10 protein-coding genes are annotated in these 12,911 nt (G+C 68.7%); 8 read left to right on the top strand and 2 right to left on the bottom strand.

The features are described from left to right. Positions 1–16: 16 nt before the first annotated feature. The 4 genes from AC5I49_RS23735 (at position 17) to AC5I49_RS23720 (ending at position 7,923) form a co-directional block, all read left to right on the top strand. Positions 17–2,899 (top strand): nitrate reductase, encoded by a 2,883-nt coding sequence (locus AC5I49_RS23735; RefSeq protein WP_495789991.1) that lies wholly within the window; start codon positions 17–19, stop codon positions 2,897–2,899. 54 nt (positions 2,900–2,953) lie between these two features. Then, positions 2,954–3,868, top strand: a complete 915-nt coding sequence (gene ybiB / locus AC5I49_RS23730; protein WP_495789990.1) for a DNA-binding protein YbiB — start codon at positions 2,954–2,956, stop codon at positions 3,866–3,868. A 26-nt stretch (positions 3,869–3,894) separates the two neighbouring features. Further along, positions 3,895–4,707: a uroporphyrinogen-III C-methyltransferase gene (cobA, locus tag AC5I49_RS23725; RefSeq protein WP_495789989.1), complete on the top strand. Its 813-nt coding sequence runs from the start codon at positions 3,895–3,897 to the stop codon at positions 4,705–4,707. 252 nt (positions 4,708–4,959) lie between these two features. Further along, the gene (locus AC5I49_RS23720; RefSeq protein ID WP_016453801.1) at positions 4,960–7,923 is read left to right on the top strand and encodes an ATP-binding protein; all 2,964 of its coding nucleotides are present in this window, start codon (positions 4,960–4,962) and stop codon (positions 7,921–7,923) included. Here AC5I49_RS23720 and AC5I49_RS23715 read toward each other — a convergent pair. Further along, positions 7,910–8,413, bottom strand: a complete 504-nt coding sequence (locus tag AC5I49_RS23715) for an acyl-CoA thioesterase (RefSeq protein ID WP_034347993.1) — start codon at positions 8,411–8,413, stop codon at positions 7,910–7,912. The genes AC5I49_RS23720 and AC5I49_RS23715 overlap by 14 nt on opposite strands. Before the next feature lie 69 nt (positions 8,414–8,482). Here AC5I49_RS23715 and AC5I49_RS23710 point away from each other — a divergent pair, with 69 nt between their 5' ends. The 3 genes from AC5I49_RS23710 to AC5I49_RS23700 all read left to right on the top strand — a co-directional run bounded on the left by AC5I49_RS23710 (position 8,483) and on the right by AC5I49_RS23700 (position 10,725). Then, positions 8,483–9,784, top strand: a complete 1,302-nt coding sequence (locus tag AC5I49_RS23710) for a BaiN/RdsA family NAD(P)/FAD-dependent oxidoreductase (protein ID WP_495789988.1) — start codon at positions 8,483–8,485, stop codon at positions 9,782–9,784. Between the two features lie 165 nt (positions 9,785–9,949). Next, positions 9,950–10,162 carry a 30S ribosomal protein S21 gene (rpsU, locus tag AC5I49_RS23705; protein WP_003052999.1) on the top strand — a complete coding sequence of 71 codons (213 nt, stop codon included), beginning with the start codon at positions 9,950–9,952 and terminating at the stop codon, positions 10,160–10,162. Between the two features lie 116 nt (positions 10,163–10,278). Further along, entirely contained in the window at positions 10,279–10,725 is a 447-nt protein-coding gene (locus tag AC5I49_RS23700; RefSeq protein ID WP_016449728.1) for a GatB/YqeY domain-containing protein, read from the top strand. A 33-nt stretch (positions 10,726–10,758) separates the two neighbouring features. On the opposite strand, the gene AC5I49_RS23695 is transcribed toward AC5I49_RS23700, so the two are convergent. Then, complete coding sequence (locus AC5I49_RS23695) at positions 10,759–11,673, bottom strand: LysR substrate-binding domain-containing protein (RefSeq protein ID WP_017406911.1); 915 nt, start codon at positions 11,671–11,673, stop codon at positions 10,759–10,761. A gap of 130 nt (positions 11,674–11,803) precedes the next feature. Here AC5I49_RS23695 and AC5I49_RS23690 point away from each other — a divergent pair, with 130 nt between their 5' ends. After that, entirely contained in the window at positions 11,804–12,892 is a 1,089-nt protein-coding gene (locus AC5I49_RS23690) for a tartrate dehydrogenase (RefSeq protein ID WP_017406912.1), read from the top strand. The last annotated feature ends 19 nt before the right edge of the window (positions 12,893–12,911 follow it).

Below are 12,911 nucleotides of genomic sequence, written 5' to 3'. Positions count from 1 at the left end.
CCACCCCAGGCCCACCATGCAAGAAACCCGATCCACCTGCCCCTACTGCGGCACAGGCTGCGGCGTCCTCATCGAAAGCGATGGTGCGCGCATCACGGGCGTGCGTGGCGATCCGGCGCACCCCGCCAACCACGGCCGCCTGTGCACCAAGGGCAGCACGCTGCATCTGACGGCCTCGCCCGCCCTGGCGCGGCAGACCCGGCTGCTGCAGCCCGCCCTGCGCACCACGCGCGGGGCGGCGCCCCGGGACATCAGCTGGGATGCCGCGCTGGACCTGGCAGCCGGCAGGCTGGCCTCCATCGTGCAGGAGCACGGCCCCGATGCCGTGGGCCTGTATGTGAGCGGCCAGTTGCTGACCGAGGACTACTACGTCTTCAACAAGCTGGCCAAGGGCCTGATCGGCACCAACAACATCGACACCAACTCGCGCCTGTGCATGAGCAGCGCCGTGGCGGGCTACAAGGCCACGCTGGGCGCCGACGCGCCACCGGCCTGCTACGAGGACGTGGACCATGCGGACTGCCTGTTCATCGTGGGCAGCAACGCGGCATGGGCCCATCCCGTGCTCACGCGGCGCATAGAGCAGGCGCGTGCCGCGCGGCCGCAGATGAAGATCATCGTGGCCGACCCACGCCGCACCGACACGGCCGGCATGGCCGACCTCTTCCTGCCGCTGCGCCCCGGCAGCGACACCCTGCTGTTCCACGGCATGCTGCACATCATGGAGCTGGAAGGCTGGCTGGACCGGGCCTACATCGCGCGCCACACCAGCGGCTTTGCCGACCTGCAGGCCCTGGTGCGGGAGGCCACGCCCGAGCGCGTGAGCGAGGTCTGCGGCCTGCCCCGCCACGACCTTTTCCAGGCCGCGCAGTGGTTCGCGCTGGGAGGAGATGCGCGGGACGGCGCCGCCCGTGGCGCAACGCTCAGCCTGTACTGCCAGGGCCTGAACCAGAGCAGCAACGGCACGGCCAAGAACGCCGCGCTGATTGGCCTGCACCTGGCCACGGGCCAGATCGGGCGCGCAGGCGCGGGACCGTTCTCGCTCACGGGCCAGCCCAATGCCATGGGTGGGCGCGAGGTGGGCGGGCTGGCCAATCTGCTGTCGGCCCACCGCGACCTGGCCAACCCCGCCCACCGCGCCGAAGTGGCCGCCCTATGGGGCGTGGACGCCGTGCCATCACGGCCCGGCAAGACCGCCGTGGAGATGTTCGAGGCCGCCGCCGAGGGCGAGATCCGCGCGCTGTGGATAGCCTGCACCAACCCCGCGCAAAGCATGCCCGACCAGGCCCTGGTGCGGCGCGCACTGCAGCGGGCCGAATTCGTCATCGTGCAGGAGGCCTTCGCCACCACCGCCACCTGCGCCTACGCCGACCTGCTGCTGCCCGCCACCACCTGGGGCGAGAAGATCGGCACGGTGACCAACAGCGAAAGGCGCATCTCGCGCGTACGCCCCGCCGTGGCCGCACCGGGCGCCGCGCGCCATGACTGGCACATCGCCGTGGACTGCGCGCGGCGCATGGAAACGCGGCTGCGCCCGGGCCGGCCCAGCCTCTTCCCCTACGACACCGAGGACGCCGCCGCAGGCGCCGAAGCCATCTGGAACGAGCACCGCGAAAGCACGCGCGGGCGTGACCTGGACATCACCGGCCTGTCCTGGGATCTGCTGGACGCGCAAGGCCCCCAGCAATGGCCGCTGCCCGAAGGCGCAGCCCTGGGCCGCGCACGGCTCTACGAAGACGGCCGCTTTCCCACGCCCGATGGACGCGCCCGCTTTGCCCTGCTGCCCTGGCAGCCGCTGGCCGAGTCGCCCGATGCGAGCTACCCCTTCAGCCTGACCACGGGCCGGCTGCGCGACCAGTGGCACGGCATGAGCCGCACGGGCCAGCTGGGACGACTGTTCGGCCAGGCTGCCGAGCCCAGTGTGCAGATGCATCCGCAGGACATGGCCGAGCGCGGCCTGCGCGCGGGCGACCTGGTGCAGGTGAGCAGCCGCCGCGGTGCCCTGCTGGTGCCGGTGCAGCCCGATGCCACGCTCGCGCCCTCCCAGCTCTTCATGGCCATGCACTGGGGCGGCGAGTACCTGGGCGGCACGGCCACGGGGGGCCTCAACGCACTGACCACGCCAGCCTTCTGCCCCGCATCCAAGCAGCCTGAACTCAAGCACACGGCCGTCAAGCTGCAAAAGGCCGCTCTGCCCTGGACCCTGCTGGCCATGGCCTGGCTGCCCGAGGACCGCGTGCTGGCCGTGCGCGAGCAGCTGTCCGCCCTCATGCCGCACTTCGGCTTTGCCAGCTGCGTGCCTTTCGGCAATGCCGTGCCGCTGCAGGACGCTGCCCGCGCCCGCCACGGCGTGCTGCTGCGCGCCGCCGCGCATGAGGCGCCCGACGACGCCCTCATCGCGCAGATCGAGTCCCTGCTGGGCCTGGATGCCGCCGACACCCTGCGCTACAGCGACCGCCGCCGCCAGCACAGCCGTGCGCTGCGGCTGGACCGCACCAGCCTGTCCACCACGGTCGAAGCCTTGCTGCTGGCCGGAGACACGCGCGCCGGCAGCTGGCTGGGCACCCTGCTGAAGGACCAGTTGCCGGCCCAGGACTATGGGCGCCTGCTGCTCATGTCCTCGGCCTCGGCACCGCTGCCCCTGGCGCAGCGCACGCGCCAGGTCTGCGCGTGCTTCGACGTGGACGAGGCCGCCATCGAAGGCGTGCTTGCGCGCTGCGAGGGCAGCGACGATGCCCGCCTGGCCGCTTTGCAAGGCCAATTGCGCTGCGGCACCAACTGCGGCTCCTGCCTGCCTGAACTCAAGCGCCTGGTGCGCCACATCCCCCGTTGCGCCCAGCCCGCAGGCGGCATGAAAGAGGCCATGGAACGACAGGTTTGCATATATAGCGAAAAGTAATGAAACCTGCGGGAAAATATGCGCCCACAGGATTCCACCCACGATCACCACGCCATGGGCATCAGCCAATACATCAAGGAAATAGGCCGCGGCGCACGCGGAGCCAAGGCGCTGGAGCGCGCGCAGGCCGCCGACCTGTTCGGCCAGGTGCTGGACGGCGGCGTCACCGATCTGGAGATCGGCGCCTTCTGCATCGCCATGCGCATCAAGGGCGAGACGGTCGAGGAGATGAGCGGCTTCCTGGATGCCGTGCATGCGCGCGCCGCGCGCTTTCCCGCCTCGGCCCATGGCCGCCCCGTGATCGTGCTGCCCAGCTACAACGGCGCGCGCCGTCTGCCCGTGCTCACTCCCCTGCTGGCCCTGCTGCTGGCGCGCGAAGGCCTGCCCGTGCTGCTGCACGGCATGCGCACCGAGGCGCGGCGCATCCTGGCCAGCGATGTGCTGCAGGCGCTGGGCATTGCGCCGCTGCAGGCACCCCAGGCACTCGATGGCGGCCAGGTGGCCCATCTGCATACCGAACACCTGCATCCGGCGCTGGCCCGGCTGCTGTCCGTGCGCGAGGTCATCGGCCTGCGCAATCCGGGCCACAGCGTGGTCAAGCTGCTGGCGCCCTGCGACGGCCCGTCCTTGCTGGTGACGGCCTACACCCATCCCGAGTACCTGCCCATGCTGCACGGCACCTTCGGGACGCTGGGCATGAATGTGCTGCTCTCGCGCGGGCTGGAAGGCGAGGTCGCGGCCGACCCGCGCCGGCTGCCGCGCTACGACGGATTCGTCGCAGGCGCCCACCAGCTGCTGGCCGAGCAGCAAAGCGGCACGGCCTCCAAAGTCCCGGGCCTGCCCGCCGAGATCGACGTGGACACCACGGCGCGCTACACCGAGGACGTGCTTGCGGGCCGCCTGCCCGTGCCGCCGGCGCTCACGCGCCAGGTGGAACACATCGTCCACCTTGCCGATCAGATTCGCTGAACACCCCAGAAAAACGGAGCCCCGCCATGACGACCCCGTCCCACACCCCCGCAAACACCGCCCGGCGCGGCAGCTGCACCCTGGTCGGCGCCGGCCCCGGCGACCCGGAGCTGCTGACCATCAAGGCCCTCAAGGCCATACAGGCGGCCACCGTGCTGCTGGTCGATGACCTGGTCAGCGATGCCATCGTGGCCCATGCCTCGCCCACGGCGCGCATCGTCTACGTGGGCAAGCGCGGCGGCTGCAAGAGCACGCCCCAGGCCTTCATCGAAAAGCTCATGCTGTCCGCCGTGCAGGATGGCGAGACGGTGGTGCGCCTCAAGGGCGGCGACCCCTTCATCTTCGGGCGCGGCGGCGAAGAGGTGGAGCATCTGCGCGAGGCCGGCATCGAGGTCCAGGTCGTCAACGGCATCACGGCCGGCCTGGCCGGGCTCACCAGCCTGGGCGCGCCGCTCACGCACCGCGACCGGGCGCACGGCATGGTCTTCATCACCGGCCACGCCAAGCCCGGCGACAGCGGCACGGACTGGCGCCAGCTGGCCGCCACCGCGCGCGATGCCCGGCTCACCCTGGTGATCTACATGGGCGTGAGCAGCGTGGAACACATCCGCGCCGAGCTGCTGCACGGCCTGCCCGCCGCCACGCCCGTGGCCGTGATCCAGCACGCCAGCCTGCCGCAGCAGCGCCATGCACTGGCCACGCTGGACACGCTCGTGCAATGCATTGCCGACACCGGCCTGGGCAGCCCCAGCGTCATCGTCGTTGGAGATGTGGTCCATGGCATTCGGGGAATGGCCGAACCCCAGGGGCAGCCCAACCCTGCGGTTGCTGCCGCCTGAGTGCCGAGCTGCAACAAAGAAAAAATCTATCGATAGATAAAATCATTAGTTTTCATTAAAAATCTCCTGTTGGTTGCCGAAAACAGCGTCTAGACCGTTTTCGCAGGCCGTCAGCTGCGCCGGACGGCGGCAGCGCCACCGGGGGATTCAATGAAAACATCAAGCCGTACTCTCACTTCCACAGCGACGCAGGCATGGTGGCCGGCATGCCGACACCTGGCGGCCCAACTGCTGGCCGGCTGCGCACTTGGCATGGCCATGCCCATGCCCGGCCTGGCCAGCGGCGCCGACATGGTGCTGGCCACGCGCGTCACGGCAGGCGCCAAGCCCTGGCTCACGCCTGCGCACCGCCAATGGCTGCAGGCGCGCGGGCCGCTGACGCTGGGCATTTCCACGCCGGACCATCCGCCGCTGGGCATGATCGATGGCGATCGCTTCCAGGGCATCACGGCCGACCACCTGGGCCTGCTTTTTCCCACGCCCGTGCGCTTCAAGTCCTATGGATCGCGTGCGGCCGTGCTCGATGCGCTGCGCCGCGGCGAGATCGACCTGGCCTGCGGCGGCACCGAGCTGGAAGCCGAGCGCGCCGACCTGGCCCTGAGCGTGCCCTACCTGCCCAGCCAGCCCGTGCTGGTCTCCCCGTCGAATGCTCCCTTCGACGCCCGGCGCCGGGGTGCGCGGCTGGCCATGACGCCCGACCAGCTGCTGCGCTCCCAGGTGGCTGCCGCCTACCCCCTCAGCGAGCTGCTGACCTATGAAACACCCCGCCGCGCGCTGGAGGCGCTGAGCCTGGGCGAGATCGACGGCTTCGTCGGCGACACGGTCACGGTGCACTACCTGATCCAGGCCAACTACCTGCTCAACCTGCGCGTGCAGGGCTTTGCGCCCATAGAAAGCCGTGGCTTCGGCATGCTGGTGAGGCATGGCGATGCACAGCTGAAGGCCTACCTGGACCAGGCCCTGCCCAGCATCACCGTGCAGCACGGCGACGACATCCTGCGCAGCTGGAGTGGAAGCCGCCGCCCGCTGCTGGGCGGCGACCGCGTGGCGCTGACGCCCTCGGAAAAGCAGTGGCTGGATGCCCATCCGCGCATTCCCGTGGTCCTCAACGGCTCGCTGGGTCCGCTGGGACAGCTCGATGCCGACCGCCAGGCCCAGGGCATCGGCCCCGACTACCTGGACCTGATCAGCCGCCGCGCCGGCCTGCAGTTCGAGTACATCGCCGCGCGCAACTATTCCGAACTCGAAACCATGCTGGGCTCCGGCAAGGCCCTGCTCACCCCGGCGTACACCTCGCCGCCCACGGCCTCGCCCGATATCAGGCTGCTGCCGCCCTATCTGCGCAGCACGGTCGTGGTGATGGCGCGGCCCGAGGCCAACGCAGGCACCCCGCGCGACAAGCCCATACACCACCTCCAGGGACTGGAGGGCAAGCGCGTGGCCATGGTGGCGGGCTTCTTTCTCGAAAGCACGGTGCGCAGGGAGCATCCGAGCATACGGCTGCAGCTGTATGCCGACCTGACCCAGGCCCTGGCCAGCGTGGCGGCCAATGACAGCGATGCCTTCGTGGGCAACGACTACGCGGCGCGCTATGCCAACGCCCAGCAATTGGGCAGCCGGCTGCAGCTCACCGGCATCCTGGACGACTACACCCGCCCCATCAGCCTGGCCGTGCACGCCGCCGAACCTGAACTGCTGGGCATCCTGGAAAAGGCCCAGCTGTCCATCGCACCCGAAGAGGTGGCCGAAATCGTCCACCACTGGGCGCCGCACCATAACGGCAACGGCGCGAGCTTCTGGCGCGAGCACCGCCAGCGCCTGCTGCTGCTGGCCGGGGCGCTGGCCCTGGTCACGGTCATCTCCCTGGTCTGGGGCTTTTACCTGAGCCGCCAGATGCGCAGGACACGCCGGGCCGAGCGGCGCGCCGAGGCCGCCAACCAGGCCAAGAGCCTGTTTCTGTCCACCACCAGCCACGAGATACGCACGCCGCTGAGCGCCGTCATCGGCCTGCTGGAACTGGCGCAGGACCGGGAAAAGCTCGGCCTGCCCCACCGCGATATGCTGGCCTCCGCCCACAAGGCCGCCCAGGGCATGCTGCTGTTGCTGGGCAATGTGCTGGATCTGCACCGCATCGAGTCGGGCCATATCGACTCCACGCTCCAGCCCGTGGCACTGCGCCCGCTGATCGAAGACATGGCCCCGCTGCTGCAAGGCCTGGCCCACGGCAAGCGGCTGTCGCTGCGCACCGAAGTGGGCAGCGGCGTGGACCACAGCGTGACGGCCGACCCGCTGCATCTCAAGCAGGTGCTGTTCAACCTGCTCAGCAATGCCATCAAGTTCACCGAGCGCGGCAGCGTCACCCTGCGCGCGCATGGCGCCAGCCGGCATGACCGTCTGCTGCTGCAGATGGAGGTCGAGGACACGGGCATCGGCATTGCGCCGCAGGACCAGGCCCGGCTGTTCCAGCCCTTCTCGCAGGTGGAAGGCGCCCACCAGGACAGGGCCTTTGGCAGCGGCCTGGGCCTGAGCATCACGCGGCGCCTGCTGGAGCACATGGGGGGAACCATCACGGTGGACAGCGCACCGGGCCGAGGCTCGCGCTTCACGGTCAGGCTGAGCCTGCCACTGGTGGAGCCGGACCACCGCATGCAGGCCGACGTCACGCCCGCGTCAGAGGGAATATTGCCCCTGGTCCTGCCCGCCTCGGTGGCGCTGCAAGGAAAGCCCCAGGCCAGTGCCGAGCCCCTGCCCGCATCACAGCCCGGGTCCGGGTCCGACCTCAGAATCCTGGCCGTGGAAGACTATCTGTTCAACCGCGAGCTGCTCAAGAGCCAGCTGGCCGCGCTGGGCCACGGCATCTGCCTGGCCGGCGATGGACAGGAAGCCTGGGCACGCTGCCTGGTCGAGTCCTTCGATCTCATCATCACCGATGGACGCATGCCGCTCATGGACGGCTTCGAGTTCATCCGGCGCCTGCGCCAGCGCGAGGCCGAAAACCAGCTGCGCCACTGCCGCGTGATCGCGCTGACCGCCAGCCCCGAAGCCTCCGAAGCGCTGCGCTACCTGCAGGCCGGCGCCGACGAGGTGCTGTCCAAGCCGGCTGCCATGGAAGACCTCAGGCGCGTCATCGAACAGGTGCGGAACGAGCTGCAGGGCGGCACGCCCGGCACCTGGCATCCGCCGCCCGCCGCGCCCTCCACGCTCAGCCCGGCCTGACCGTGCTGCTGGCCGTCACGCGGCTTTGCTCGAAGCGCTGGGCCAGCTCGCGGCGCAGGTCCTTGCGGATCAGCGCAGCGTGCCAGCGGCGCCTTTCCTCGTCGTTGGACGGCACCAGCGTCGGCACGGCGGCCGGCTGCTTGTTCTCGTCCACGGCCACCATGGTGAAAAAGCAGCTGTTCACATGGCGCACCACCTGGGTGCGGATGTCCTCGGCCACCACCTTGATGCCGATCTCCATCGACGACTTGCCCGTGTGGTTGACGCTGGCCAGGAACGTCACCAGCTCGCCCACGTGGATGGGCTGCAGGAACATCACCTGGTCCACGCTCAGCGTGACCACATAGCGGCCCGCGTAGCGGCTGGCGCAGGCATAGGCCACCTGGTCGAGCTGCTTGAGAACGGCGCCGCCATGGACGTTGCCCGAAAAGTTCGCCATGTCGGGCGACATGAGCACAGTCATGCTCAGCTGGTGCGATGGGAAATTCATCACGGGATTCTAGGAAAAAGCGCCATTGCGCGAGAATGGGCGCCCTTTTGCCCCCCGAGTGACGTTTTTGTGACCTCTTCCCTCTCTTTCGACGCCATCGTCATCGGCGCCGGCGCGGCCGGTCTGTTCTGCGCGGCCCAGGCCGGACAGCGTGGCCTGTCGGTGCTGCTCCTGGACCACGCGGAGAAGGTGGCAGAGAAGATCCGCATCTCGGGCGGTGGCCGCTGCAACTTCACCAACCGCGACCTGGACGTGCGCGCACCCCACAAGCACTTCGTGGGCGGCAACCCGCAGTTCTGCCGCTCGGCCCTGTCGCGCTACACGCCGGCCGACTTCATTGCGCTCATGGACAGGCACGGCATCGCCCACCATGAAAAGCACAAGGGCCAGCTGTTTGCCGACCGCTCGGCCGAAGACATCATCGCCATGCTGCTGGCCGAATGCCAGGCCGGCGGCGTGCAGCGCTGGCAGCCCTGCAAGGTCGATTCCGTGGCGCACTCGGACGGCCAATACCGCCTGCAGACCAGCCGGGGCGCCGTGCAGGCGCCCAGCCTGGTCATCGCCACGGGCGGGCTGTCCATCCCCAAGATCGGCGCCACCGACTTCGGCTACCGCCTGGCCCAGCAATTCGGCCTGCCCCTGGTCGAACGCACGCCGGGCCTGGTGCCGCTGACCTTCGATGGCGACGCCTGGGCCCCCTACGCCCAGCTCGCGGGCCTGGCCCTGCCCGTGGAGATCAGCACCAGGATCAGTGCCCCCCACGCTCCGCCGCTCCGCGGGTCGCTGCCCCCCGAGGGGGCCGCTTCTGCCTTGGGGCGGCCCGGCGGCAAAAGGAAGGAACGCATGGCCTTCATGGAAGACCTGCTGTTCACGCACCGGGGCCTTTCGGGCCCGGCCGTGCTGCAGATATCGAGCTACTGGAAGCCCGGCACGCCCCTGAGCATCAACCTCGCGCCCGAGGTGGACCTGCAGGGCGAGCTGCTCAGGGCCAAGTCGCGCTCGCGCAAGCTCATCGCCAATGAACTGGCGCAGTGGCTGCCCTCGCGACTGGCCGATGCCTGGGTGCAGCAGGATGCTGCCTGGCAGCGCCCCATCGCCGAAGCCTCCGACAAGGCCCTGAACCAGCTGGCCGAGCGCCTGTCACGCTGGGAGATCGTGCCCACGGGCACGGAAGGCTACAAGAAGGCGGAAGTGACGCTGGGCGGCGTGGACACGCGGGCGCTCTCGCAGCAGACCATGGAATGCAAGACCCAGCCGGGCCTGTACTGCATTGGCGAAGTGGTGGATATCACCGGCTGGCTCGGCGGATACAACTTCCAATGGGCCTGGGCCAGTGGGTACGCCTGTGCGCAGGCCTTGCCTTCTGCCTGATTTGTCAGACCGCTTTCGTCTCGCGTATAATCGCCCGCTTTGCTGGCAATCGCCCCGTCGGCCAATACTAGTTAACTTTGGACGGGGACCAACCGCTGAACATGGCTCTCAGGCCCGATCTTCCCGGGAACCCGCTGTCAGCACAGATATCTGGAAATCTAGCTAATGACCACCATCCGCGTAAAAGAAAACGAGCCCTATGAAGTTGCCCTGCGCCGCTTCAAGCGCACCATCGAAAAGCTCGGCCTGCTGACCGACCTGCGCGCTCGCGAGTTCTACGAGAAGCCCACTGCCGAACGCAAGCGCAAGAAGGCTGCCGCCGTCAAGCGTCACTACAAGCGCGTTCGCAGCATGCAGCTGCCCAAGAAGCTGTACTGATCAGCCCTTGACCAGCCGGCTCTCGTCAGCCGCAAAACCCGCGCTCGGGACGCCAGGCGCGGGTTTTTTGTTTTTTGTTCCGTGTTTTCCGACGCCATCACCTCAGGAGAAAAGCCATGAGCCTCAAGGCCCAGATCACCGAAGACATGAAGACCGCCATGCGCGCCAAGGACAGCGAGCGCCTGGGCACCATCCGCCTGCTGCAGGCAGCGATGAAGCAAAAGGAAGTCGATGAGCGCATCGAGCTGGACGACGCCGCCGTCATCGCCATCGTGGACAAGCTGATCAAGCAGCGCAAGGACAGCATCGCCGCCTTCGAGGGCGCGGGCCGCCAGGACCTGGCCGACAAGGAAAAGGCCGAGATGGCCGTGCTGACCGCCTACCTGCCCGAGCGCATGTCGGCCGAGGAAGTGGCCACCGCCGTCAAGGCCATCGTGGCCGAACTGGGCGCATCCGGCCCCGGCGACATGGGCAAGGTCATGGGCGCGGTCAAGGCGCAACTGGCAGGCAAGGCCGACATGGGCCAGGTCTCCGCCGCAGTGAAGGCCGCCCTGGCAGGCTGATCCCCGGCCAGTCCGCTGCAGCAGCCGCCCCGCTCAGGGAGCGGCTGCCATCCACTCCTTCTTGAAGTGTTCCTGCAGGAACTCCACGCACACCCGCACCTTGGCCGACAGCTGCAGCCGCGTCGGATACACAGCCCAGACATTGGCCTCCTGCCGCCATTCGGGCAACACCTGCACCAGGCGCCCGGCCTGCAGATGGGCGCCCACATCCCATAGCGAGCGCAGCGCAATGCCGCGACCGTCCACGGCCCACTGCACCACCATCTCGCCGTTGTTGGCCGACAGCGGCCCCGTGACCTTCACCGCCTGCTCGGCCGCGCCAGCGCGCAGCCGCCACACGCCAAAGGCCTGGTCGCGCTCCTTGATGGCCAGGCAGTCATGGGCCGACAGCTCGGCCGGCGTGCGCGGCGTGCCACGGCGCGCCAGGTAGGCAGGCGCGGCGCACAGCACGCGGTGGTTGTCGGCCAGGCGCCGCGCAATCAGGTGGGGCGCGATCTCGTCGCCCACGCGCACATCCAGATCGAAGCCCTCGCCCGCCACATCCACCAGCCGGTCGAACACGTCCAGCCGCACCTGCAGCCCCGGATGGCGCTCCACCAGCCTGGAAAGCGCGGGCGCGATCACATGCCGCCCGAAACCGAAGCTGCTGCTCACGCGCAGCAGGCCGCGCGGCTCGCTGCGCGTGATGGCCACCTCCTGCATCAGCTGGTCCATGTCGTCGAGGATGCGCTGCGCCCAGTGGAAGACGCGCTCGCCCTCCTCGGTCACGGCCACGCGGCGCGTGGTGCGGTGCAGCAGCTTCACGCCCAGCTCTTCCTCCAGCAGGCGGATGCGCTTGCTCACATAGGCGGGCGAAGCCCCCAATTCCTCGGCCGCAGCGGCAAAGCCGGATTTGCGGGCCACCACGGTGAAGACGCGCAGGTCTTCGGGAGACGGCTGTTTATTCACGATCTGTAAATAATGGAACCACAGTTGGCCGATTGTATTTAGCCCTGGCGCAGCCAACAATGCCATGCATGCGGCCTGGCTGTCAGCGGCGCCGCTTCATATCCATCCATTCGATCCAAGGACAGACACCATGCAAGACACATTCAAGATCGCCGTCATCGCCGGTGACGGCATTGGCAAGGAAGTCATGCCCGAAGGCCTGCGCGCCCTGGAAGCTGCCGCCAGCCGCTTTGCGATCAAGCTCGAATTCCACCATTTCGACTGGGCCCACTGCGACTACTACCTGGCCCACGGAAAAATGATGCCCGACGACTGGAAGGCGCAGCTCTCCGGCATGGATGCCATCTTCTTCGGCGCCGTGGGCTGGCCCGCCACCGTGCCCGACCATGTCTCGCTGTGGGGCTCGCTGCTCAAGTTCCGCCGCGAGTTCGACCAGTACATCAACCTGCGCCCCGTTCGCCTGTTCGAAGGCGTGCCCTGCCCGCTGGCCGGCCGCAAGCCCGGCGACATCGACTACTACGTGGTGCGCGAGAACACCGAGGGCGAGTACACCTCGCTGGGCGGCATCATGTACGAGGGCACGGACCGCGAGATCGTGATCCAGGAATCGGTCTACTCGCGCAAGGGCGCCGAGCGCCTGCTCAAGTACGCCTTCGACCTGGCCCAAAGCCGCGAGCGCAAGCACGTCACCCTGGCCACCAAGAGCAACGGCATCGCCATCAGCATGCCCTGGTGGGACCAGCGCGCCGAGGACGTGGCCAAGGCCTACCCGGAAGTCACGCTGGACAAGCAGCACATCGACATCCTGACCGCGCGCTTCGTGCTGCAGCCGGGCCGCTTCGACGTGGTCGCCGCCACCAACCTGTTCGGCGACATCCTCAGCGACCTGGGCCCGGCCACCACGGGCACCATCGGCCTGGCCCCCTCGGCCAACCTCAACCCCGACCGCAGCTTCCCCAGCCTGTTCGAGCCCGTGCACGGCTCGGCGCCCGACATCTACGGCAAGAACATCGCCAACCCCATCGCCATGGTCTGGTCGGCGGCGCTGATGCTGGACTTCCTGACCCACGGCCAGGGCGCAGGCCGCGCGGCGCACGACGCCATCGTCTCGGCCATCGAGGAAGTCATCAGGAGCGGCCCGCGCACGCCCGACCTGGGCGGCACGGCCAGCACCACCGAGGTGGGCCAGGCCATCGCCCGGCGCATCGCTGCCGCCTGAGGCGCCGCGCCGGGGTTCA

It is taken from the genome of Delftia sp., assembly GCF_059499305.1.
The sequence above is the reverse complement of the archived record's forward strand: the minus strand, read 5'-3'. Positions and strand labels throughout refer to the sequence as shown.